Annotated in this window: 21 protein-coding genes and 1 riboswitch; of the genes, 7 read left to right on the top strand and 14 right to left on the bottom strand. The window is 63.6% G+C overall.

The window, feature by feature from the left end; genetic code table 11:
- Nucleotides 1-7: 7 nt before the first annotated feature.
- Nucleotides 8-439: an ATP-binding protein gene (locus BHD06_RS08795; protein ID WP_139784672.1), complete on the top strand. Its 432-nt coding sequence runs from the start codon at nucleotides 8-10 to the stop codon at nucleotides 437-439.
- 230 nt (nucleotides 440-669) lie between these two features.
- Nucleotides 670-2,247, top strand: coding sequence for a gamma-glutamyltransferase family protein (locus BHD06_RS08790; RefSeq protein ID WP_080456624.1), 1,578 nt, complete (start codon nucleotides 670-672; stop codon nucleotides 2,245-2,247).
- A 29-nt stretch (nucleotides 2,248-2,276) separates the two neighbouring features.
- On the opposite strand, the gene hspQ is transcribed toward BHD06_RS08790, so the two are convergent.
- Nucleotides 2,277-2,603: a heat shock protein HspQ gene (gene hspQ, locus BHD06_RS08785; RefSeq protein WP_080456623.1), complete on the bottom strand. Its 327-nt coding sequence runs from the start codon at nucleotides 2,601-2,603 to the stop codon at nucleotides 2,277-2,279.
- A gap of 189 nt (nucleotides 2,604-2,792) precedes the next feature.
- On the opposite strand from hspQ, the gene BHD06_RS08780 reads away from it, so the two are divergent.
- On the top strand, nucleotides 2,793-3,395 hold the full coding sequence (locus BHD06_RS08780) for a lytic transglycosylase (RefSeq protein ID WP_080456622.1): 603 nt from the start codon (nucleotides 2,793-2,795) through the stop codon (nucleotides 3,393-3,395).
- Nucleotides 3,396-3,409: 14 nt separating this feature from the next.
- Here the strand turns inward: BHD06_RS08780 and BHD06_RS08775 are convergent, their stop codons facing one another.
- The 3 genes from BHD06_RS08775 to BHD06_RS08765 all read right to left on the bottom strand — a co-directional run bounded on the left by BHD06_RS08775 (nucleotide 3,410) and on the right by BHD06_RS08765 (nucleotide 8,178).
- Nucleotides 3,410-4,015 carry an outer membrane lipoprotein carrier protein LolA gene (locus BHD06_RS08775; protein ID WP_080456621.1) on the bottom strand — a complete coding sequence of 202 codons (606 nt, stop codon included), beginning with the start codon at nucleotides 4,013-4,015 and terminating at the stop codon, nucleotides 3,410-3,412.
- Between the two features lie 83 nt (nucleotides 4,016-4,098).
- Entirely contained in the window at nucleotides 4,099-6,981 is a 2,883-nt protein-coding gene (locus tag BHD06_RS08770) for a DNA translocase FtsK (protein WP_080456620.1), read from the bottom strand.
- Nucleotides 6,982-6,999: 18 nt separating this feature from the next.
- A complete protein-coding gene (locus tag BHD06_RS08765; RefSeq protein ID WP_080456619.1) occupies nucleotides 7,000-8,178 on the bottom strand; it encodes an aminotransferase class I/II-fold pyridoxal phosphate-dependent enzyme in 1,179 nt (392 codons plus the stop codon).
- A gap of 244 nt (nucleotides 8,179-8,422) precedes the next feature.
- On the opposite strand from BHD06_RS08765, the gene BHD06_RS08760 reads away from it, so the two are divergent.
- The 3 genes from BHD06_RS08760 to BHD06_RS08750 all read left to right on the top strand — a co-directional run bounded on the left by BHD06_RS08760 (nucleotide 8,423) and on the right by BHD06_RS08750 (nucleotide 12,951).
- Complete coding sequence (locus BHD06_RS08760; protein ID WP_080456618.1) at nucleotides 8,423-11,290, top strand: calcium-binding protein; 2,868 nt, start codon at nucleotides 8,423-8,425, stop codon at nucleotides 11,288-11,290.
- 147 nt (nucleotides 11,291-11,437) lie between these two features.
- Nucleotides 11,438-12,604: an acetylornithine deacetylase gene (gene argE / locus BHD06_RS08755; protein ID WP_080456617.1), complete on the top strand. Its 1,167-nt coding sequence runs from the start codon at nucleotides 11,438-11,440 to the stop codon at nucleotides 12,602-12,604.
- A 95-nt stretch (nucleotides 12,605-12,699) separates the two neighbouring features.
- On the top strand, nucleotides 12,700-12,951 hold the full coding sequence (locus tag BHD06_RS08750; RefSeq protein ID WP_080456704.1) for a sulfotransferase: 252 nt from the start codon (nucleotides 12,700-12,702) through the stop codon (nucleotides 12,949-12,951).
- 12 nt (nucleotides 12,952-12,963) lie between these two features.
- On the opposite strand, the gene BHD06_RS08745 is transcribed toward BHD06_RS08750, so the two are convergent.
- The 9 genes from BHD06_RS08745 to miaB form a co-directional block, all read right to left on the bottom strand.
- Nucleotides 12,964-13,677 (bottom strand): tRNA (guanosine(46)-N(7))-methyltransferase TrmB, encoded by a 714-nt coding sequence (locus BHD06_RS08745; RefSeq protein ID WP_080456616.1) that lies wholly within the window; start codon nucleotides 13,675-13,677, stop codon nucleotides 12,964-12,966.
- Nucleotides 13,678-13,720: 43 nt separating this feature from the next.
- Complete coding sequence (gene metK, locus BHD06_RS08740) at nucleotides 13,721-14,887, bottom strand: methionine adenosyltransferase (protein WP_080456615.1); 1,167 nt, start codon at nucleotides 14,885-14,887, stop codon at nucleotides 13,721-13,723.
- 5 nt (nucleotides 14,888-14,892) lie between these two features.
- Nucleotides 14,893-14,940: riboswitch (SAM-SAH riboswitch) on the bottom strand.
- A gap of 32 nt (nucleotides 14,941-14,972) precedes the next feature.
- Nucleotides 14,973-16,508 carry an apolipoprotein N-acyltransferase gene (lnt, locus tag BHD06_RS08735; protein WP_080456614.1) on the bottom strand — a complete coding sequence of 512 codons (1,536 nt, stop codon included), beginning with the start codon at nucleotides 16,506-16,508 and terminating at the stop codon, nucleotides 14,973-14,975.
- Nucleotides 16,501-17,388, bottom strand: a complete 888-nt coding sequence (locus tag BHD06_RS08730) for a hemolysin family protein (RefSeq protein WP_080456613.1) — start codon at nucleotides 17,386-17,388, stop codon at nucleotides 16,501-16,503. The genes lnt and BHD06_RS08730 overlap by 8 nt, the downstream gene beginning before the upstream one ends.
- A 42-nt stretch (nucleotides 17,389-17,430) precedes the next feature.
- Nucleotides 17,431-17,919: an rRNA maturation RNase YbeY gene (ybeY, locus tag BHD06_RS08725; protein ID WP_080456612.1), complete on the bottom strand. Its 489-nt coding sequence runs from the start codon at nucleotides 17,917-17,919 to the stop codon at nucleotides 17,431-17,433.
- Between the two features lie 6 nt (nucleotides 17,920-17,925).
- A complete protein-coding gene (locus BHD06_RS08720) occupies nucleotides 17,926-18,900 on the bottom strand; it encodes a PhoH family protein (RefSeq protein ID WP_080456611.1) in 975 nt (324 codons plus the stop codon).
- Between the two features lie 182 nt (nucleotides 18,901-19,082).
- Entirely contained in the window at nucleotides 19,083-19,394 is a 312-nt protein-coding gene (locus BHD06_RS08715) for a hypothetical protein (RefSeq protein ID WP_139784679.1), read from the bottom strand.
- 12 nt (nucleotides 19,395-19,406) lie between these two features.
- Nucleotides 19,407-19,946, bottom strand: coding sequence for an OmpA family protein (locus tag BHD06_RS08710; protein WP_080456702.1), 540 nt, complete (start codon nucleotides 19,944-19,946; stop codon nucleotides 19,407-19,409).
- A 225-nt stretch (nucleotides 19,947-20,171) separates the two neighbouring features.
- Complete coding sequence (miaB, locus tag BHD06_RS08705) at nucleotides 20,172-21,497, bottom strand: tRNA (N6-isopentenyl adenosine(37)-C2)-methylthiotransferase MiaB (protein ID WP_080456610.1); 1,326 nt, start codon at nucleotides 21,495-21,497, stop codon at nucleotides 20,172-20,174.
- 113 nt (nucleotides 21,498-21,610) lie between these two features.
- Between miaB and BHD06_RS08700 the strand changes: the two genes are divergently transcribed.
- Nucleotides 21,611-22,486, top strand: coding sequence for a hypothetical protein (locus BHD06_RS08700; RefSeq protein WP_080456609.1), 876 nt, complete (start codon nucleotides 21,611-21,613; stop codon nucleotides 22,484-22,486).
- A 273-nt stretch (nucleotides 22,487-22,759) separates the two neighbouring features.
- Here the strand turns inward: BHD06_RS08700 and BHD06_RS08695 are convergent, their stop codons facing one another.
- On the bottom strand, nucleotides 22,760-24,058 hold the full coding sequence (locus BHD06_RS08695; protein ID WP_080456701.1) for a glycine cleavage T C-terminal barrel domain-containing protein: 1,299 nt from the start codon (nucleotides 24,056-24,058) through the stop codon (nucleotides 22,760-22,762).
- Nucleotides 24,059-24,069 lie beyond the last annotated feature (11 nt).

Below are 24,069 nucleotides of genomic sequence, written 5' to 3'. Positions count from 1 at the left end.
GCAGAGCATGGCAGACAGCATCCGCCTCGACTGCATCGCAACCGAAAGCGACGTGCGCGATCTGCTGATCGACCTGCGCGCGCGCCTGCTGGCCGCAACCCTGTCGGTTGAGGATTGCGGAACCATCGAGATCGCACTTGCCGAAGCGCTCAACAATATCGTCGAACACGCTTTCCCTTCGGATGCACCGGGCCGCATCGCGCTTCGGCTCCATCTGAGCCCCGCCCGCCTGCGTTGCGAGTTGCGCGATCAGGGCACAGCCCTGCCGGGCCTCGCCCCGCCCGATTCCAGCCTGCCAGAGCTCACCGGACCGCCCGAGACCCTGCCAGAAGGGGGATTTGGCTGGTCGCTGATTCGCACATTGACCGAGCGGCTGCACTACGAGCGGCACGATGGCGAGAACCGACTCACGCTTGAATTCAACCTCCGCCCTTCATGATTCAACCCATGCGTGCCGGTGCCGCATTATCACCGCAATCCGGGCAAACTCGTGCCCCAGGTCCCGATCATAAACGCATCTGTAGCTGCATATGGCTTCCCTCGGCGCCGTGCGTAATTGCCCCCACCCAGTGTGCGGCGTCGAGGTCTCTCTCTCCCCAACATTCAGACGATTGGCAAACCAGGCGATAGGTCCTAATGTCTGCCGCATTCACCAGATGAGGCACAGACATGCGCGACTTTCACCTGCCGGGCCGCTCGGCCACATATGCCACCAACGGGATGTGCGCCACGTCGCACCCGCTCGCCGCCAAGACCGCCATCGACATTCTGGAACGCGGCGGCAACGCCATGGACGCGGCAATTGCGGGTGCCGTGCTTCTGGGCATCTGCGAGCCGCAGATGACCGGAATCGGCGGCGATTGCTTCGTGCTCTTCAACACCCCCGGCGACCCCACGATTCGTGCCCTCAACGGCTCAGGCCGCGCCCCCGCCGCCTCCTCCGCCGCAGCCCTGCGCGCCGAAGGCCATGAAGCGATCCCCCTGCAAAGCGCGCATGCGGTCACCGTCCCCGGTGCCATAGACGCCTTTTGCCAGTTGAGCGCCGATCACGGCAAGCTGGGGCTCGACGCCCTTCTCGCCCCTGCGATCCGCTATGCCGAGGAAGGCGTGCCGGTAGCCCCCCGCGTGGCCTTCGACTGGCCCACCGCAGGCCAGGCGCTTCAGGGCCATGGCCTCACCCATTTCATGCCCACAGGCACCCCTCCAGCAATAGGGGATATGTTCCGCGCGCCTGGTCAGGCTGAGGTGCTGCGCCGCGTGGCCCGCGATGGCCGCGCCGCCTTCTACGAAGGAGAGGTGGCCGAGGATATCCTCGCGGCGCTCAACGCGCTTGGCGGTGTGCATCAGGCACAGGATTTCGCAGCACAGCGCTGCGATTACACCACGCCGGTCAGCGGCGCGTACAAGGGCGCGAACCTTGTCGAGCACCCGCCCAATGGCCAGGGTGCCACGGCGATTCTGCTCCTGAACATCCTCAAGCATTTCGACATCGCCGGGATGGACCCGATGGGTGCCGAGCGCCTGCATATCGAGGCCGAGGCCACCAAGCTGGCCTATGACGCGCGCAACCGCTTCATCGCCGATCCCGATCACACCACGCGACTCGACTACATGCTGTCACCGGAAACGGCGGCGCGGCTGGCCGGACTGATCGATCCGAAACGCGCCATGGCCGCCGCTGCCCCCCTGACCGAGGCGGTGCATCGCGACACCATCTATGTAACCGTGGTCGACCGCGACCGCATGGCGGTGTCGCTGATCTACTCGATCTTCCACGGCTTCGGCTCCGGCATCGCGTCGGAAAAATTCGGCGTGCTGCTGCAAAACCGCGGCGCAGGCTTCACGCTTGAGGAAGGTCATCCCAATGAGTTGGGTGGCGGCAAACGGCCGATGCACACGATCATCCCCGGCATGCTGACCGAGAACGGTCGTGTGACCCTGCCCTTCGGCGTGATGGGCGGTTCCTACCAGTCGACGGGGCATGCGCGGCTCACGTCCAATCTGCTTGATTTCGGCATGGATGTGCAGACCGCCATCGACGCGCCGCGCGCCTTCGCTGATCCAGCCGGGCTCAAGCTCGAACGTGGTTTCGCGCCGGAGGTGGCGCAGGCGCTGACGGATCTTGGCCACGCGGTCTATACCCCGCCCGAGGCTATTGGCGGCGCGCAGGCGATCAAAATTCATGAAACCGGTGTGCTCGAAGGCGGCAGCGATCCGCGCAAGGACGGCTGCGCACTCGGCTATTGACGACACGGCGGGCCCCGGCCCGCCGTTCCTCAATTCAACTGGAAATGCAGCGGGTAATGCCCGTCCTCAAACGGCCCGAAGAGATCAGGAATGTCGGGGTGATCCACCGGTTCGCCGGAATAGTCGGCCACCAGATTCTGTTCGCTCACATAGGCGATGTAATAGCTCTGCTCGTTCTCGGCCAACAGATGATAGAACGGCTGTTCCTTCGAGGGGCGGCTGTCCTCGGGAATCGAGGCATACCATTCCTCGGTATTGGAAAACTGCGGATCTACGTCAAAGACAACCCCCCGAAAGGGATGCTGCTTATGACGGACCACCTGGCCCAAGTGATATTTTGCGCGTGTCTTGATCATTTCGTCTTGCCCCTAACACATATTATTAACGGTGCAAGGCCCATTTGTCCAACCATCGCCCGTTTGATCAGGGAAACAGTCTGTGAACCATGTCCCGACAGCGGCCGCTCCGCGCACCCTGCGATTTCGTGATTTCCCCCGGCCCACGTTTCGGTTAGACTTGGCAAAAAACAAAAGAGCGAGAGGCAGATGAGCAGAACCCTTCGCGCCCTGGCCGTGCTATTCCTGCTGTCCTCCTGTGGCGGCGGAACGGGCTATGGTACGGCCCCGCGCAACCTCGACAACGCCTGCGAGATTATCGCAGAGCGACCCGAATACGCCCGCGCCTTCCGCGCGTCCGAACGCCGCTGGGGGGTGCCCGCCCATGTGCAGATGGCGACGATCTATCAGGAAAGCAAGTTTGTCAGCGATGCGCGCACGCCGTTCCGCTGGTCGCTCGGGGTCATCCCGACGGGGCGGATCAGTTCGGCTTATGGTTACAGCCAGGCGCTCGACGGCACCTGGGACGAATACAAGCGCGACACCAACCGCTTTGCGGCACGGCGCAGCGACATCCACGATGCCACCGACTTCATCGGCTGGTACATGGCGGAATCAACCCAGAGCCTCGGGATCTCGCCGTTGGACGCCCGCAGCCAGTATCTCGCCTATCACGAGGGGCGTACCGGCTTCAAACGTGGCAGTCATAACAGTAAACCGTGGCTGATGCGGGTCGCCGGAGAGGTTGACGCACGCGCCACCCGATACCGCGCCCAGCTCGGCAGCTGTCGTCAGGGCCGCGGCCTCGTCTGAGCCGCGCGCCCGGCCTAGCGGTCGCCGCCTGCCTGCGGCTTGCCCGGGATTTTGAAGCTTTCGTCCGCGAGCCGCACCCCGGTTTTCAGATCGCCGAGGATCACCGTCGTGCTGCTGCCGCTACCGTCATGGATCACCCATTGGCGAAGTTCCACCGGGTCGCCGGTGAACACCAGGTCGATGCTGCCATATTCCGGATGTTCGGGATCCTGCGCGCGCACCGTGGTCGAGGTGCCGTCGCTGGCATGCCCGACCACCATCCGCTCGCGCGTCAGATCGACATTGTTGGCGAGGATGATCTTGAGCGGCGTGCGGTGCAGCGGATAGCCCTGCGGCCCGTCATTCGAGCGCGGGTCGATGATGCCCACCGTATCGCCATCAGCCACCACCAGCGTCTCGTCAGGCGGATCGTAGTCGAACCGCACCCGGCCGGGGCGCTTGAGCAAGATTTTCCCGGTACTGATCGAGCCATCCTCGCTGACCTGCGTGAACGCGCCCTGCGCGGACTTGAGCCGGTTGAGATAGGATGAGATTTCCCCAAGCGACAGCTTCTCTGCCGCTGCCGGGAGGGTCATCGCCGCCCAGAGGGCGGGGATCATCAGGATACGCAACTTTGTCATGCTCCTCACATAAGCAGCCCCGCGCGGGATTGCACCTGCGCGGGGCGTAAAATCTGCGTGGTCCGGCGATGCACCGCCGATGCCTATTGCGGCTCCGGCACCAGCACCTCGCGCTTGCCGACATGGTTGGCCGAACTCACCACGCCCTCGTCCTCCATCTGCTCCACAAGGCGCGCGGCCTTGTTGTAGCCGATCGCCAGTTTCCGCTGGATATAGGAGGTGGAGCATTTGCGATCCTTGATGACAATCGCCACCGCCTGATCGTAGAGCGCATCCTCGCCATCCGTGTTGCCCCCCGTCGAGAGGCCCAGAACTGCGTCGATGCTGCCGGCCCTATCCTCGTCGGGGCCTTGCAGCACACTGCCCAGGTATTCCGGCGGGCCGTAGGCCTTGAGATGGCTCACCACCTCCTCGACCTCCTCGTCGCTCACGAAGGGGCCATGGCAACGGGTGATCTTGCCGCCCCCCGCCATATAGAGCATGTCGCCCATACCCAGAAGCTGCTCGGCCCCCATCTCGCCCAGAATGGTGCGGCTGTCGATTTTCGAAGTCACCTGAAAACTGATCCGCGTCGGAAAGTTGGCCTTGATCGTGCCGGTGATCACATCGACCGACGGGCGTTGCGTGGCCATGATGAGGTGAATGCCAGAGGCCCGCGCCATCTGCGCCAGACGCTGGATGCAGGCCTCGATCTCCTTGCCCGCGACCATCATCAGATCGGCCATCTCGTCGACGATGACCACGATATAGGGCATCTTCTCGGGCGCGAATTCTTCCGTCTCGAATACCGGCTCTCCGGTTTCATCATCGAATCCGGTCTGCACCGTGCGGCTGAACATCTCGCGCTTCTTCTGCGCCTCCTCGACCCGGCCATTATAGCCGTCGATATTGCGCACGCCCATCTTCGACATCTTGCGATAGCGGTCCTCCATCTCGGCGACCACCCATTTGAGGGCGACCACGGCCTTCTTGGGGTCGGTCACCACCGGCGATAGCAGGTGCGGAATGCCGTCATAGACGCTGAGTTCCAGCATCTTGGGGTCGATCATGATCAGGCGACACTCGTCCGGCGTCAGCTTGTACAAGAGGCTGAGGATCATCGTGTTGATCGCCACCGATTTGCCCGACCCGGTGGTGCCCGCGATCAGCAAATGCGGCATCTTGGCAAGGTTCGCCACAATCGGATCGCCACCGATATCCTTGCCCAGGGCCAGAGGCAGCTTCTGATTGCCGTCACCATAGGCGCGGCTTGACAGGATTTCGCGAAAGCCCACCATCTCGCGGTTGTCGTTGGGCAATTCAATACCGATCACGGACCGCCCCGGCACCGTCGAGACGCGCGCCGAGAGCGCCGACATCGAGCGCGCGATATCGTCGGCGAGGCCGATCACGCGGGACGCCTTGAGACCGGGCGCCGGCTCCAGCTCGTACATCGTGACCACGGGGCCGGGGCGGACGCTGACGATCTCGCCCTTGACGCCGTAGTCATCAAGCACGTTCTCCAGCATGCGCGCGTTTTCCTCCAACGCCTCGTCGCTCAGGTGATGCCGCTCGATGCGCGCGGGATCGGACAGCAGGCTCAGCGGCGGCAGTTCGTACTCGGGCAGCGCGGGCTCTTCGAATTGCAGCGCGGGCTGCGCCTCGGCGATGGCGCGGGCCGAGGGCTGCGGCACCTTGCGGGGGACATGCTGGACCACCTTGCGCGGTTCCGGCACAGGGATGCGCGGGGCGGCCTGGGGCTGCGGCGCGGGCTCGGCAATGTCGGCCTGCCAATCATCCATCTCCGGCTCGGGTGCATAAAGGTCTTCACGCTCGATCACCGGTTCCTGCGGTTCGGGCGCTGCATGACGCGCGGTCAGCGGTGGCTCGGGCGGCAGGCCGCCACGCGGCGCGGTGTTGAGGATCAGAGGATCGGGTCCCCGGCCCCGGCCCTTGGTCAGCGGTGCGACGCTCTCGGCCTGCACCGCCGGGTTCTGCCGCACCCGGGCGCGGATCACGTCCGAGATACGTGCCTTGATGCGGTCGTCTTCTGGGGGCTCAGCCTCGCCATGGTAGCTCTCGGCCTCGACCAGTTCAGGCTCCGGCATCGGATCGGGGCGGCGCATCAGCATCGGCATACGCGCCAGCAACCCGCCGTTCTTTTCCGCCGCCGCCGACGGCTGCGGTGCGCGACCCAGAACCGGCTCTGACCGGCGCACACGCGGGGCCTCGATGACCGGCTCGTCATCCTCAAAGACCACCGCCTCGGCGCGCCGCGCGCGGCGTTCGGCCATACGCACCTGCATCGCCTGACCGGCCTGCGCCATACCACCAGCCCCCCGTCCCAGGAGGCGCATCAACCCGGCATAGGACACGATCACACCGACCAGAAGGAACCGCGCGATCCGGCTCAGCTCGGGGCGGGTAAAGCCCAGCACGAACGCCCCGAAGACCAGCACGCCGATCCCCATCGCCAGCGACAAAAGCTTGAGCCCCAGGCCCGGTGACACAGGAAGGACCCCAAGCATCGCGCCGAGGATCGTATCGCCAAAAAGACCACCCAGCCCGAAACTATGCGTGGCCGCCCAAGCCTCGCCCGGGGCCAGTGTCGCGGCATAAAGCGCCAGCACGGCCAGCCAGATCGGCGCGAAAATCAGGCGACCGGTCGCGCGATCCTCGCCCAGATGCAGGGCAAAGCGTACGCCCCACGCACCCAGCACGATGGCCAGACCCCAAGCCCCCCAGCCGATAATCATGAACAGCGGCGAGGCGATGGCCGCACCCGCGCGCCCCATCCAGTTCTGAACCGGTGCGTCGGTGGCGCTAATCCAGCTTGGATCGTCAGGGCTGTACGAGGCCACCATCGCCGCCGTCATCAGGGCAATGGCCATCAGCACGAGACCCAGCAATTCCTTGCCGCGTTTCTCGATCGCCTCTGCCGTCGTGCTATCCAGCAAGGGGTCGCGTCCACGTGTCTGATATGCCATCTCGTCCCTCGTCCTCGATCATCCGTATAGACAGTCACGCAGGCGGCGAAGCCCATGTGCCATCTCATCTTTCGGGGCCACCATCGCGGCCCGAATGTAACCTTTGCCGGGATTCTCGCCCCCGGCCTCCTGCCCCAGATAGGCGCCGGGCAACACCCGCACGCCCGTTTCCTTCCAGAGCCTGAGCGTCGCCGCCTCGCCATCCGCGACTGGCAACCACAGGAAAAACCCCGCCTCGGGGCTGTGATAGCCCGGCAGATTGCCAAAAATCTGGTCCGCGATCTCGTATTTCTCTGCATACAGGCGGCGGTTCTCGATCACGTGGTCCTCATCGGTCCAGACCGCCGCCGCCGCATGCTGCAACGGCATCGGCAGAGGGCTGCCCGCGTAATTGCGCAACTGCTTCATCGCCTTGATGCTCTCGGGGCCCGCCGCGACAAAGCCCGAGCGCAGCCCCGGCAGATTCGACCGCTTGGACAGGCTATGAAAGGCTACGATGCGCTCGGGGTCGGCGCCAAGCTCCTGCGCTACCTGCAAGACGCCCGCAGGCGGAGAATCACGGTAGATCTCGGAATAGCATTCATCGGCGAAAATGCGGAAATCGTGCTTTTCCGCCAGCCGGATCAAGTTCGCCCAATAGTCCCGCGTCGCCACCGCGCCTTGCGGGTTGGAGGGCGAGCACAGATAGACCACCCCAACCCGGTCGAGCACATCGGGTGCCACTGCGTCGAAATCCGGCAGATGCCCGGTCGCCTGCGTGGCGTTGAGGAACATCGGCTCCGCGCCCACGCTGAGGGCCGCCACCATATAAACCTGATAAAACGGGTTCGGCACCAGCACGAAGGGTTTGCCGCCGCACTTCGTTTCGGGGCAGAGCGCCATCATCGCATTGTATAGCCCCTCGCGCGTGCCGTTGAGCGCCATCACCCGGGTCGCGGGATCAAGCGTCACGCCATAACGCCGCGCCACCCAGTCGGTTATCGCCTCTAGCAGCGCAGGCATGCCCTCATTGACCGGATAATTGCCGAAACCGTCGGCGTTTTTCGCAATGATATCAACGATCCAGCGCGGAAAGTCGTGTTTCGGCTCGCCGATCGTCATATGCACGACCTCGCCGCCCGGTTCATGGACGTCAAGCAGGCTCCGCAGGCGCGGAAACGCGTAGGCCGGAAGGTTCGAAAACCGCTCGGGAAACATCTGGTACTGCCTCAAGGTTCGGGATCGTTCACGCCCCGTTTTATGCAAATCTACCCAAGCACATGCATCAGGTCCAGCAAAACCAAGGGCTTGACAGGGCGAATGTGGCATTTTTGGCAGCCCTACCCCGATTGCCACCCGAAAATCGCACGGCACCGGCGCGCAGCCCACCCGCTTGCCATAGCCACGCACAGCCGCGCGCCCTATATTGCGGGATAGTTATATCGCAAGGGGAGACAGCGCCATGTGGGAACGGATCGGAGCGGTTTGGCTGGTCCTTGTGGTCGCGGTGGCCGCCGCACCTGCGCTTGCGGGGCGCGACGCCGCGCGGATGCATGTCTTCGGCAACAGCCTGATCAACCACCTCAGCGAGGCAGACGGCGATGCCACCACCGTACCTTATTGGCTCGGCCAGCTTACCCGTGCCTCGGGACGTGATTTTGCACTATCCGGGCAATGGGGGTTCCTGCGTAATTTCGCGCGCGATGGGGCCGCGTCGAACTGGTCGTTCAAGGGCGTGGCCGCACCGCGCGGGCGGATCGACACGGTGATGATCAATCCCGCCAATTTCATCCAGTATCAGCCCCCCGATGCGCCCTATGAGGGCGACAATCCCGACGGCTCCAGCCCACTCTCGGCCACGCTCGCGATCATCGACCGTGCTCAGGATGACTGGCCCGGCGCGCGCATCGTGATCTACGAAGGCTGGCCCGACATGGGCGGTTTCGGCCGCAGCTTCCCCCCCTCTGATCGCAACCTGCGCCGCTGGCATAGCTATGCGCTCGGCGACTATCACGACTGGTATCGTGCCTATGTCGCACAGCTACAGAACGCCCGGCCCGAGACCGAGATCACCCTTGCGCCGGTCTCCTCTGTGCTATCGGGGCTGCTATCCGGCCTGCTGGAGGATATCCCCGTCGAGGCGCTCTTCACCGACGACGCCCCGCATGGCACGCCGACACAGTATTTCCTGGCCGCCCTCGTGACCTATACCGCTCTCTTCGAGGCACCTGCCCCCGCCGGTTTCGCGGTGCCCGAAGCCATTCATCCGGGCGTGCGCAACCGCTATGATCGCCTCACCGACGAGATAGCTCAGGCCCTCGGGCTGAAAGATGAACGCGCCGTAGCCCCCGCCACGACACAGGAAGCACGCGCCGGCGTGGGCGTTGCCAACCCGAGCCTTGCCATGGGCCTCAACGGTATCGCCGACTGGTCGAGCCAGCACCCCTTCCTAAACGTGATGAAATCCGCCCGCCCCTGGATTGGCCACACGTCCGACGAATGGGGCGCCTTCTCGACCGAGGCGCTGCGCACGGGCGGCTACCTGAACGAGGTTGGCTATCCCGTGGCACTCCCCGACGGCGCGAAATCGCTGGAGTCTTTCCTGCTGACCGATCAGCCCGCGGCGGCCACCCACCTCGCCGGTCGCTACCTCTTGCGCTACGAAGGCGAGGGCGTGCTCCGCGTGACCGGGCGCGCCGACAACGTGCGCTACAATTACGACACCCGCGAAATCCGCTTCGACTTTCGGCCCGGCGACGGCCCGGTGGTGCTGCGCCTGCTGGAAACCAGCCGGGACGACCCGATCCGCAATATATCCATCGTCAAGCAAGACCATCTGGCGCTGCACGAGGCAGGTGCGCTGTTCAACCCCCTCTGGATCGACAAGATCGCCGATTTGCGCATGCTGCGTTTCATGGACTGGCAGTTTACCAATGGCTCCAGCCAGTCCACGTGGGAGGGTCGCCCCCGCCCCGAGGATGCCACCTATGTCTGGCGCGGCGCACCGGTCGAGGTGATGGTTGCCCTTGCCAACCGGATCGGGGCGGATCCGTGGGTCAACATGCCCCATGCCGCCGACGACGCCTACATGCACGCCTTCGCCGAATACATGCGCGACCATCTCGATCCCGGCCTCAAGGCGCATGTGGAATACTCCAACGAGGTCTGGAATTTCATCTTTCCTCAGGCCGTCTGGGCGCGCGAGGCCGCCGAGGCGCTCTGGGAGGACGCCGCAGGCGATGACGCCTGGATGCAATATGCCGGGCTGCGCGTGGCGCAGATGGCCACGATCTGGCGCGAGGTGTTCGAGGGGCAGGAGGATCGGCTTTCGGTCCTCGTGGCGACCCATACTGGCTGGCCCGGTCTGGAAGAGCCGATGCTGAATGCCCCGCTCGCGCTCAAGCATGGCCAGCTTTCCGCCGCGCCGGTCGATCATGTCGACGGCTATGCGGTCACCGGCTATTTCGGCTTTGATCTGGGGGCCGAGGAGATGGCCGCAACGGTCGAGGGCTGGATCACCGCCAGTCGCGCGGTGGCGCGCGCCAAGGCCGCCGAGACCGGCAGCGACCCCAACGTCTATCTGGCGGCGCATGAGTTCGACCTCGCCTATGATCTCGCCGCCGAGGCGTTGCGACAGGGGTCGCTCGGCGAATTGCACACGGAGGTGTTCCCTTATCACGCTGATCTGGCGGCCCGTCACGACCTGCCCCTGATGATGTATGAGGGCGGCACACATGTGGTGGGCCACGGCACCACGGTCGAGAACGAGACGTTGACTGCGTTTTTCACCGGCTTCAACTACAGCCCGCAGATGGGGCAACTCTACGAGGAATTGCTGGCGGGCTGGCAGGCCGCAGGTGGCACCGCCTTCAACGCCTTCGTCGATGTGGCCACCCCCTCGAAATGGGGCAGTTGGGGCGCGCTGCGCCATCTCAACGACGACACACCGCGCTGGCGCGTGTTGATGGCCGCAAACACCACGCCCCCCGACTGGGCCGAGCCGCGCATATCGGGCGCGTTCCTGCACGGTGTCACACAACAGGCAGGTGACGAGGGCACGACCCTCATCGGCACGGCCAAGGCCGATATCCTGCTGGGCGGTGCGGGCGATGATGTGCTGATCAGTCATGGCGGCAATGACCGCCTGCATGGCGGCGCGGGCCGCGATCTGGCGATCCTGCCCGGCGCTCGGACGGAATACGGCATCGGGCGCGACGGGGCCCGTGTGATCCTGCAAGGGCTGGCGGGCGAGATCACCCTCGTCGCGATCGAGGCGGTGGAATTCGGTGATGCGCCGGGCCAACAGGTCACGCTCGGCGATCTGATGTAGACCGGCCCCGACTGCGAAAAAACCCGGCCACTCAGGCCTTTCTCGCCCCGAACCGCAAAGAAACCGCCGCTGCGGTCTTGACGGGGTGGCGCAGGTTCCACAAGGTCAGACAGTTTTCAGATTTGCCAACCGGCCAAGGACTTCGACGTGAGCACGCAACTCTCCGATACCGTAGCACTGCTGCGCGATCTCATCGCCTTTCCGACCATCTCCGAGGTCAGCAACCTAGACATGATCGCCTATCTCGCGCGCCGGCTTGAATCCCACGGTGCGCGGGTTGACATCTTTCACGATGAAATAGGCCACAAGGCCAATCTCTTCGCCACCATCGGTCCCGATGACGTGGATGGGGGCATAGTGCTCTCGGGGCACTCCGACGTGGTGCCGGTGGCCGAACAGGACTGGGCCAGCGACCCGTTCGAACTGATCGAGCATGACGGCCATCTCTACGGGCGCGGAAGTTGCGACATGAAGGGCTTTATCGCTGCCGCCTGCGCAATGGCACCGGTCTTTGCCGAAAAGGTCCGCGACCGCCCGGTGCATTTCGCCTTCACCTATGACGAAGAGGTCGGCTGCTTCGGCGCGCAGGCGCTGGTGGACAGCCTCAAGAAACGCGGCATCCGCCCCGGCGTCGCGATCATCGGCGAACCCACCTCGATGCGCATCATCGAGGGCCACAAGGGCTGCTATGAATACACCACCCATTTCTGCGGCCTCGCCGGGCACGGCTCGCATCCCGCGCGCGGCGTCAACGCGGTCGAATACGCGGTGCGCTACGTCAACCGCCTGCTGGAACTCAAGGAATCGCTGCGCTTCCGCGCGCCCCCCGACAGCCGGTTCGAGCCACCCTGGACCACGATCAACACCGGCTCGATCAAGGGCGGCGTTGCGCATAATGTGATCGCCTCAAACGCCACCATCGAATGGGAAATGCGCCCTGTCACGCTGGCCGATGCCGGATTCGTCAAGGAGGACATGCGCCGCTATTGCGAAGAGGTCCTGCTGCCGCGTATGCGCGGCGTCCACCCCGAGGCCGATATCACGACCGAGGTGATCGGCGAAGTCGACGGGCTGGAACCCGCCGAGATCAACGAGGCCAAGGACATCATGATGGAACTCACCGGGCGCAACGGCGCGGAACTTGTGCCCTTTGGCACCGAGGCGGGGATCTTCCAGCAATACGGCATGTCGGCGGTGGTTTGCGGCCCCGGCTCCATCGAGCAGGCGCACAAGCCCAACGAATACGTGGCCCTCGACCAGTTGCAGCAATGCCTCGACATGCTCGGCCGCCTTGGCGACAAACTCGCGGCCTGACGCGATTCCATTAGGGACTTTGGTCTATCCAAGTCATACTTCTCCGCATCCGCTCAGCCACCGCAGAGTAGCAGACGCCGCATATGGGGGACGGTATGACACTCATGGTTATCGGCTCGGGTTTCGGGTGCACCGGCACCATGTCGACCAAACTGGCACTGGAAGAGTTGGGCTTCGGCCCCTGTCGTCACATGCTGGAGGTCATGCAACGTCCCGACCAGCGGCACATTGGGCCACCATGGCAGCCGCACTGCAGTTTTCTCGACGTACCTGTGCCCGACACGCGCTTCCCGCGCAGCGATCCGCGTGACGAGTTCTGGGCGCATTTCGGCGGCGAGCCTGCCTAAGCGCCTGACGCCTCAGACCCGCCGAAAGGTCAGGTAATGCGGTGCCCGGCCTTCGCGCAGGGCCTTTTGCTCGTATCGCGTGGATATCCAGTCACCCCACGGCTCCCGCCAGTCGGCAGGTCCCTCTGCCAGCCAATCGAACCCGTGGCGCGGCACCTCTTCCAATGTCTGGCGCACATAATCGGGGATATCCGTCGCCACGCGGAAAATCGCACCGGGTTTCAGGCACTTGGCGAGCGGAGTTAGATGCTGATCGGTCACGAAGCGTCGCTTGTGGTGGCGTTTTTTGGGCCAAGGATCAGGATAAAGCAGAAACGCCCGCGAAATGGAGCCCTCAGGCAGCACGTCAAACATGTTGCGGACATCGCCCGGATAAACCGCGACATTACGCGCATCGGCATCCCGGATCTTGCCCAAGAGCATCGCCACGCCGTTGATATATGGCTCACAGCCGATAACCCCCACGTCCGGATTTTCGACGGCCTGATGCACCATATGCTCACCACCGCCGAAACCGATCTCGAGCCAGACCTCCCGATCCCCGAAAAGCGCGTTCAGATCAATCGGTTTCCGCTCGGGGTTCGCGTCCCAATCGACCGGGCCGGGCGATAATTTGCCCAGATCCTCGGCCAGATATTCCTCTTGCCTGGGGCGCAGGGCCTTGCCCTTGAAGCGGCCGTGAAAATTGCGCCACGGCGCGCCGGTCGGGTGCTTGTCTTGGCTCATGCAGCACAAACTGGCGCGTGAGGCTCACGCGCCAGCCCCTTGATCAAACGGATTTTTTCAGCGCCTCGACCAGATCGGTGCGCTCCCAGCTGAAGCCGCCATCATCGTCGGGCGCGCGCCCGAAATGACCATAGGCCGCCGTGCGCGCATAGATCGGACGGGTCAGCGACAGATGCTCGCGAATACCGCGCGGGGTCAGATCCATGTTCTGCGCAACCGCTTTCTCGATCTCGGCTTCGTGCACCTGGCCAGTGCCATGCGTATCGACATAGATCGACAAGGGCCGCGCCACGCCGATCGCATAGCTCAGTTGCAGCGTGCATTTCTGTGCCAGACCGGCCGCCACGATATTCTTGGCCAGATACCGCGCGGCATAGGCCGCAGAGCGGTCCACCTTGGTCGGATCCTTGCCCGAGAACGCGCCGCCGCCATGCGGGGCCGCCCCACCATAGGTGTCCACGATGATCTTGCGCCCGGTCAGGCCCGCATCGCCGTCAGGCCCTCCGATCACGAAGGTGCCGGTGGGATTGACATGCCATTCGGTATTGCTCGTGATCCACTCTTTCGGCAGCACTTCGGTGATATACGGCTCGACGATGGCGCGAATGTCGTCGCTGGTCTGCGCCTCGTCGGTATGCTGCGTCGACAGCACAAGCTGAGTCACCTCAACCGGCTTGCCATCCTCGTAACGCAGCGTCAGCTGCGACTTGGCATCGGGCCCGAGCGTCGGCTCAGCCCCCGATTTGCGCACCTCCGCGAGCCGCTTCAGGATCGCATGCGAAAAAAGCAGCGGTGCCGGCATGAGCGCGTCGGTCTCATCCACGGCAAACCCGAACATGATGCCTTGATCGCCCGCGCCATCACGGTCCACGCCTTGCGCGATATGCGCCGACTGCGGGTGCAGCATGTTGTGCAACTGCAAGGTATTCCAGTGAAATTCGTCTTGCTCGTACCCGATATCACGCACGCAGTCGCGCACGATCCCGTCGATCCGGCCCATGAAATCCGCGAGCCGCGACTTGTCCGACAGCCCCACCTCACCGCCGACGACCACGCAATTGGTGGTCGCAAAGGTCTCGCAGGCGACCCTCGCGTTCTCTTCCTCGGCGAGGAATGCATCGAGGATCGCATCGGAAATCCGGTCACAGACCTTATCCGGATGCCCCTCCGAAACGGATTCGGAGGTGAAAAGGTAGTTCTGTCTTGGCATGAACGTGCTCCATTGTGTGACGCCGTCACGCCAGGAAGCCGTTGTGACGGGTGTTGCGTGTCGTTACGCCCCCTACCCGGTCGCGTCAATGCAGAACTACACCGGTTTGCCGCGCCCTGTGGCGCAGCCGCGACAGCCCCAGCAGGCCCAGAAACAGCAGGATCGTCGGCGCATCCCCCAGCCGCGCGTAGAGCGTCGGCGGCAGGGGCGGCGGCAGGGCCGCATCGCGCCAGCCCGCCTCGCCCATCGGGATACTTGCCATGACACGCCCGGTGGCGTCGATCATCGCCGAGACGCCGGTATTGGCGACCCGGATCATCGGCAGCCCCATCTCGGCACTGCGCAACCGCGCCTGCGCCAGATGCTGATAGGGGCCGGAAATCTTGCCAAACCACGCATCGTTGGTGATCAGCAAGAGGAAATCGGCACGCTCAGGCGCCGCCCGCAGGTCGCGTGAAAATACGCCCTCGTAGCAAATCAGCGGCAGCGCCCGGCCCACGGCCCCAAGGTCGAGCACCTGCGCACCGGGCCCGGCAGAATAGCCCTGCCCGGCATTCGACGCGAGGCCATGGATCCCCAACTGCGCCAGAAAATCGCCGAACGGCATGTATTCCCCGAAGGGCACAAGATGATGCTTGTCATAGACCGCCGCGACCGCGCCCCCCGCCTCCACAAAGGCCAGCGAATTATAGAGACGCGGCCCGTCGAACCGCTGAATGCCCAGCACTACCGGCACCCCGCCGGCCACCCGCGAAATTGTCTCAAGCGTTGGCCCCGCACGGTTGAGCATCACCGGCACCGCTGTCTCGGGCCAGACGATCAGGTCAGGCCGCGCACCCTCGCCCGCCGCCGAGAACTGCAACTGTCGCTCGTAAAAGCCTTGGATCTTGTCGGGATCCCATTTCTCATGTTGTGGCGCATTGGGTTGCACAAGGCGCACCGTAGCGGCCTCGGGCCCGGCACCCGCTTCGGGCGTGCGCCATGCCCCCAACGGCAAAAGCACCACGAGCGCCAGCAGCCCCAGCATCGACGGCAGGTGCCGGGCCGTCCCCGCCTGCCAGATCAACGCCGACGCTGCCAGCACCAGCGCCAGCAACCCCGGCGCGCCCAGCCACGCCGCCCAGTGCAAATACCCTGTGTCAATCAGCACATGCCCCGGCTGCGCCCATGGAAAGCCTGTAAAGACAAAACCCCGCGCCAGTTCTGCAAGGCCCATGCCGCCAATGAATCCGGGCACTCCGCCCCCCATCGCCCGCCCGACACCCAGCCCCAGGGCCCAGAATAGCGCCAGCCCCGCGCCCAACGCCAGCAGCGCAAACGGTGCTATCCAGCCATGCCGCGCCACATCCACGAGGAACGGTTCGACAATCCAGTTCAGCGCCATCAGGAAATAGCCGGTGCCGATCAGCCAGCCCAGCCAGGCCGCCTGCCGCCATCCCTCGGTCATCCGGAACAGACCAAATACCACCGCCAGCGCCAGCAGCGTCACCGGCCACGCCCCGATCGGGGCCTGCCCCAGAGCTGCCAGCGCCCCGATCAGCAGTAAAAGCGGCACGCGCCGCCCGCGCGACGTGACGAGGATATGCGCGACCATGCCGGCCACGCGCCCCTGATCAGCCATGCGCCGACTCGACCAGCCGCACCCGCACCCGCTTGATCCGGCGCGGGTCAGCCTCCATCACCTCGATCACCGGACCCGCGGGATGTTCGATCACCTCGCCACGCACCGGCACCCGGCCCAATAGCATAAAGACCAGCCCGCCGATGGTGTCGATCTCTTCCTCGTCCACTTCGTCCACATCGGTGAGCGATTGACCGATCTCGGCCTCGAATTCCTCCAGCGGGGTCTTGGCGAGGGCGATGTAACAGCCGGGCTTTTCCTCGGTCCAGTATTGGCCCTCGTCGATATCGTGCTCGTCCTCGATCTCGCCAACCACCTGTTCGATCAGATCCTCGATGGTCACAAGCCCATCCACGCCACCATATTCGTCGATCACCAGCGCCATGTGCCTCCGCTCGGCCTGCATCTTTTGCAGCAACACCCCAATCGGCATCGACGGTGGCACGAAAAGCAGCGGCCGCAGCATCTTTTTCAGAGAAAACGCGGGGCCATTGCCATTGAACCCGTGCTTCAAGGCAAAATCCTTGAGGTGGATCATGCCGATGGGGGTATCGAGCGTGCCCTCATAGACCGGCAGACGTGTCATGCCGCTGTCGCGGAAGACATGCACCAGATCGTCCTTGTCGATATCGGCGGGAATCGAGACGATCTCGGCCTTCGGGATGGCCACGTCCTCGACCGCCATGTGGCGTAGATTGCCAATTCCCGGCGCGCCGTTCGCGCGCTCGGCGGCGTCTTGCGCCTCCTCATCAGTGTCCTCGACCGGGTTGAATATCCCGATCACGCGGCGGAAAAATCCGCCCGTATCGTCACTCCCATTGTGGCCGTCCGGCTGCGCGCCCTGCGCTGCGCTAGAAGACCCGTCCGTACTCTCGTCCATCCGTCTCTTTTCCAAATCACAGGGGTCTAGGCCCCTCGATAGCTAATATGGGTCACCAACCCCCAGTTTGCCAAGTATCGCCACCTCTGTCGCCTCCATCAAAGTGGCATCTTGGTCACGGATGTGATCGTAACCCAACAAATGCAACACCGCATGCACGATCAGGTGTGTCACATGATCACCCAGCGGTTTGTCGCCGGCCTCGGCCTCGCGCGCGCAGGTCTCATAGGCAATCGCGATATCGCCCAATGCCGGATCAGGCCCCGCCTCGGGCAGGTCGGGGCACGCGCCGGGGCGGTCGGCCCCGCGCTCCTCGCTTGGCCAGCTCAATACATTGGTCGGCTGCGGCTTGTCCCGGAAATCATCGTTCAGGACGGCGATGCGCGCATCGTCACAGCCCAGGACGCTGATCTCCCAATCTCCCGGGGCCAGCCCCAGATGCGCCAAAGTGGCCTCTGCGGCCCGCTCGGCCAGCGCCGCCAGCCCCACCGCCTGCCAGCGGTCGTCCTCGATCATCACCTCGGTCAGCATGTGCGTCTAACCATCGGCCTCATAGGCTTCGATGATCGCGGCCACCAGCGGATGCCGCACCACGTCCTTGGCAGTGAAATAGTTGAAGCTGATCTGCGGAATGGTCGTCAGCAACCGCTCGGCATCGGCCAGCCCCGAGGGCACACCGCGCGGCAGGTCGATCTGCGTGCGGTCGCCGGTGATGACCATGCGCGAGCCTTCGCCCAGACGGGTCAGAAACATTTTCATCTGCATCGAGGTCGCGTTCTGCGCCTCATCCAGCACAACAAAGGCATTGGCCAGCGTCCGCCCCCGCATGAACGCCAGGGGCGCGATCTCGATCCGCTTTTCCTCGACCAGCTTGGCCAGTTGCTTGGCAGGCAGAAAATCATTCAGCGCATCATAGAGCGGCTGCATGTAGGGATCGACCTTGTCCTTCATGTCGCCGGGCAGATATCCCAGCTTCTCGCCCGCCTCGACCGCCGGACGGCTGAGGATGATGCGGTCGACATGCCCCTCGATGAACATGTTCACGCCGACCGCGACGGCCAGATAGGTCTTGCCGGTGCCCGCAGGCCCGATGCCGAACGCCAATTCATGCGCGAAGAGCGAGCGCACATAGGCCTTCTGCGCGTCGGTGCGCGGTTCCACCAGCTTCTTGCGGGTCTTGATCTCAACCGCGCCGCCCTTGAACATCTCAAGCTGATCGCCCTCGTCGCTACCCGATTCGCCCTCGTCGCCGCCCATGCGCAATTCGCGGTCAACATCGCCGCTCTCAACGCTCTTGCCACTTTCCAGCCGCTCGTAAAGCGCGCCAAGCACCTCTGCCGCCACCTCGCGCGCATCCGTCTCACCCACCACCACTAGCTGATTGCCCCGGCGCAGGATCTGGATTCCAAGGGATTTCTCTATATCGGCGAGGTTGCGGTCATATTCGCCGCAAAGCTCGATCAGCAGACGGTTATCGGGAAATTCGACAAGGGTTTCTTGGCCTGCGGTCATATCCGGGACGGGGGGCGGTGCGCTATGGACCAAACGTGTCTCCCACTGCAAAAGGTCTGGGCTCAGAGTGCCAACATGTAGCGCGGGGCGCAAGCTCTGGACGTGCGAGACCATTAACTCTACGAAAAACTGCGGGCGATTTGCCCGCAGTTCCGTTGTTCAGTAAAATCTGCTCACATTCGTCAAAGCGTATCAGGAATTGAGGTTCCTCCTTTGAAGGGTCCGGTCGCAACGGTTGGCGGGGCCACGCCGGAACAGACCGGCTTACCGAACTTGTCGAGCCGCTGTGACAGATAGCCTTCGAGACCGTCGTCGATGATCCAGTGATCGCAGCCATTCGGATCGACCCAAATACCCGCCTGCAACTGGCTGAGATGTTTCTGATCCGTCCCCCGATCACGGGTTTTATCCGGACCGACAGACATGTGCCCCCCTGTACAGGCGGACAGAATGGCGATCGCTGGGACCACAAGTGCAAATTTAAACTTCTTCATCATTCAATCCCCTCAGCGCCAGCACATGATTTCGACACGGCGATTCTGTGCCATGCCTTCGGCGGTATTGTTCGACGCCTTGGGCCGCCGTTCACCGTAACCGCGCACATCCGAAATACGCGCGCCCACGCTTTGCGCGACGGCAGCAACTGCATTTGCCCTGCGCAATGAGAGGTCCATGTTGTATTCATCTGATGCGCGGCTGTCGGTATGTCCCACAATCAGGTAGGAGACTGCGCCCGCTTCGCGGAAGAAATTCATGAGGTTTTCGCGTCCCCCCGGGCGGATCCGCGCACTGTCTGTCGCGAAATGCTGATCGGTATTGACCACGCCACAAAGGTTGAGTTCACGGCATACCGGAATGCCTTGACGGCTGACATGCGGGCTCATGTAGCCCTCTGCCCCGTCATCCATCACCCAATGCTCGCAGCCATCGGGATCGACCCAGATGGTGGGAATGTATCTTTCGCCGCTCACGATACGATCGTCCTGAGCGGTCGCTGTTCCAGCCGTCAGAGCCAGTGAAAGCGCCGTGACAGCGGCCCCCCTCACCAGACTGCGCAGCGTTTCCGACGTCAATTTAACCACGGCTACTATCCTTTTATTTCCCCCAGAAGGCGCATCCACCACGGAGGCCCACGCCAACTCCAAATGCTCTAAAAGTTTAACAAGAATGTCGTCAAAGTGAAGCAGTTTCTACCACATATTGTGGACAAATCGGAAACAATCCCAATTCACGGCCGCATTTTCGCCGCATTCCCTGCCGGGCTATGTGTTTCAGACCGAAACCACCCGCCCCGCCAGAGAATTAGCCCCGCTCTCGATGATCTCGACCTGCGCCAGATTGCCAGGTTTCACACGGTCATCCGCCACATGAACCGCATGCAGATAATCCGACTTGCCGACCATCTGCCCCGCCATGCGCCCGGGCTTTTCAAAAAGCACGCCGACGGTGCGCCCGACCATCGCGTCCTGTGCAGCGCGCTGCTGCCTGGTGATCAACGCCTGAAGCCGGTGCAACCGCTCGGATTTCACATCCTCCGACACCTGCGCGCGTTCCGCTGCCGGGGTGCCGGGCCGGGTGGAATACTTGAACGAGAACGCGTAGCCGTAATTCACCGCCTCGATCAGGTCCATCGTGGCCTGAAAATCCTCTTCGGTCTCTTCCGGGAAGCCGACGATGAAATCGCCCGACATCAGGATATCCGGCCGCGCCGCGCGGATACGCTCGATCAGCCGCAGATAGCTGTCGGCGGTGTGGCTGCGGTTCATCCGCTTGAGGATGCGGTCGGAGCCCGACTGCACCGGCAGATGCAGATAGGGCATCAGCTTTGCGCATTCCCCATGCGCCGCGATCAGGTCGTCATCCATGTCATTGGGGTGGCTGGTGGTAAAGCGGATACGCTCCAGCCCGTCGATGTCATTGAGCGCCCAGATCAGCCGCGCGAGGCTCCAGTCGCCGCCCTCGCCTGCGCCATGATAGGCATTGACGTTCTGCCCCAGCAAGGTGATCTCGCGCACGCCCCTCTCGACCAGATCGCGCGCCTCTTCCAGCACGCGTGCGGCCGGTCGGCTCACCTCGGCCCCGCGCGTATAGGGCACCACGCAGAAGGCGCAGAACTTGTCGCAGCCCTCCTGCACGGTCAGAAACGCGGTCGGCCCGCGTTTCGCCTTGGGCCGGTGTCGCAGCGTGTCGAACTTGTCATCCAGTGGAAAATCGGTGTCGAGGGCCTTGCCGCCCTCGCGCACCCGCGCCTCCATCTGCGGCAGGCGGTGATAGCTCTGCGGGCCGACCACCAGATCGACCAGCGGCTGACGACGCATGATCTCCTGCCCCTCGGCCTGCGCCACGCAGCCCGCCACGCCGATCTTGAGATCGGGCTTTTCGTCCTTCAGCGCGCGGAAACGGCCCAGTTCGGAATAGACCTTCTCGGCGGCCTTCTCGCGGATATGACAGGTGTTGAGCAGGATCATGTCGGCCTCGGCCGCATTCTCGGTTGTGACATAGCCCGCCCCGCCCATGGCCTCGGCCATGCGCTCGCTGTCATAGACGTTCATCTGACAGCCATAGGTCTTGATATAGAGCTTTTTCACATCCGCCATGCGCCGGGCCTCCGCCTGAGAGTTTAAGCCGGGTGACTACATCACCACAGGGGGCACTTGCAATGCCCGCGCGTTTGACGGACTCTGCCGCCAACAATAGGACAGAGCAGCCCATGACCGCCCCGACCCTGACCGAGTTTCTCGCCGCCCCCGGCACCGCCCTCGCCAAGGGGCCGGTCGCGATGGTCTTTGCCGAGGACGAGGTAGAGCTTGATTCCACCCTGCGCCACCATATCGATTCGGGGTTCAAATCGGTGCTGTTCCTCGCCCCCGACAGCTTTGCCCTCGCGCCCGATGTCACCGAAAACCCGCTCATCCATCGCATCGCCTATGATCTGCCCTCAGGCGATAGCCTGACCGAGGCGGTGGACAAGGTGATCAAGGCCGCACCGGGGCTGTGGATGTATTACTGCTACAATGCCGAATACCTGTTTTACCCATTCTGCGAGACGCGCACCGTGGGCGAGTTGCTGGCCTTCCACACCGAGGAACGGCGCGACGCGATGCTGACCTATGTGATCGACCTCTATGCCGGTGATCTCACCCGCCATCCCACCGCCGTCTCGCTGGAAGAGGCGCATATGGACAAATCCGGCTATTACGCGCTGGCCCGCAACGATCCGGCCAATCACAACCACCCACGCGAACGGCAGCTCGATTTCTTTGGCGGGCTGCGCTGGCGCTATGAGGAACACATCCCCGCCGCCCGACGCAAGATCGACCGTATCGCGCTGTTCCGCGCCAAAGAGGGCTTGCACCTGCGCGACGATCACACGTTCTCGGACGAGGAATACAACACCTATGCCTGCCCGTGGCACAATAACCTGACGGCCGCCATCGTGTCATTCCGCACCGCCAAGGCGCTCAAGCGCAACCCGGGGTCGACCTTCGATATCGAGGGGTTCACCTGGCACAATTCGATCCCCTTCGAATGGCACTCGCGGCAGTTGCTCGACCTGGGACTGATGGAACCGGGACAGTGGTTCTGACGCGGGTGGCCTATTGCTGCCGTTGAAGTTCAGCCCCAATGCGCGGAATCAAGGTGCCTCAGGCACCGCCGCGCAGCGCCCGACCGCCCCCTCGGGCGGGCGCCTTTGCAACGTATCAAGCCATTGATAACGCGGGAGTGTTTGGCTGGCATAAAGTGCGATCCGCCGAGTTTGCTGCGCCCACCCGGCGGTCGGGCACCGCGCGGCTCATTTCTGAAACCGTCGACGGCAACTCCAGACCACTAACAACGTCCAAACACTATTTGATGTCCCCTACCCACGCCCCCGCTCCCGCGCACTCGGATGCTCTGACGCCACGAACGGCACCTCCGACACCACCGCCGCAACCGACTGCCCCGAGGTTTCCTGATACATCTCCGGCAATTCGACCTGCAACCGCGTGCCAATGGCGGACTTATCCCACGGCACATGGGCCAGCGCGATATTCTGCTCCAGTTCCGGTGAAAACCACGGCGAGGTGACATAGCCACAGCGCGCGCCCTTTGCATCACCGACAAGCCAGAAATCCGGCGCGTAGTCGGTGATCGGCAAACCGCCCATCTTCAGCCCGACCAGCTTGAGCGCGAACGGATAGCGCCCCGCCTCGATCTCGTCGCGCTGCGCCTCCAGTGCCGCCTTGCCGATGTAGTCGGCGGATTTGTCGCGCGGCACCTGATAGGCGAGATTGACCTGAAACGGCGAAGTTTCGGCATCCATGTCCTGCCCCCAAGACAGGATACCAGCGGCGATCCGGCGGTGATGGCCCGGCGCGATTACCCGCAGCCCGTACCGCGCCCCCAAACCGCGCAGCGCATACCAGACGCGCTCAGCCGTCTCCGAGGCATTGCGCACGTAAATCTCATAGCCCTTCTCGCCGCTGAATCCGGTCTGGCTGATCACCACCGGGCAGCCGTCAATCTGCGCCTCCATCAAGCCGTAATAGGGGATGTCGCGCAGCGCCTCGCCGATCAGGTCCGCCATCAGATCTTCCGAGAGCGGCCCCTGCACCTGAAGCGGGGCGACGTCCAATTCGCGGATATCCACATCCCAGCGGCGCGGCGTGTTCACCCCCTGCAACCAGAGCATCAGGTCACTGTCCGAGATCGAGAACCAGAACTCGTCCTCGGCCAGGCGCAGCAGCACCGGATCGTTCAGGATACCGCCCCGCTCATTGCACAGGATGCAATATTTGCCATGCATCGGCCTGATCCGCGTGGCGTCGCGGGTGATCACGGTGTTGACGAACGCCTCGGCATCGGGGCCCTTCACGCGGATCTGGCGCTCGACGGCGACATTCCACAGGGTCACGCCGTTGACCAGCGCGCGGTATTCGGCCATTGCGCCGCCATCTTCGGGGCGGGCATAGCCGCGCGGGTGATACATCCGGTTGTAGATCGTCGCGCGCCACGCCCCGGCCTCGATCGACAGATGCCAGAAGGGGGATTTTCGGACCCTGGTCGAGATCAGCATCTGCACGGGGGTGGGGCCGGATTGGCGCAGATTGGCGGGCACGGTGCGATCCGATTGATCCACGCCGGGCACATTCGGGTGGGTGCGGTTCTGGTAAGTCATACTGCTGAAGT

The organism is Roseovarius sp. A-2 (assembly GCF_002072155.1).
GTDB lineage: Bacteria > Pseudomonadota > Alphaproteobacteria > Rhodobacterales > Rhodobacteraceae > Roseovarius.
This window is presented reverse-complemented; position numbering and strand designations above follow the sequence as displayed.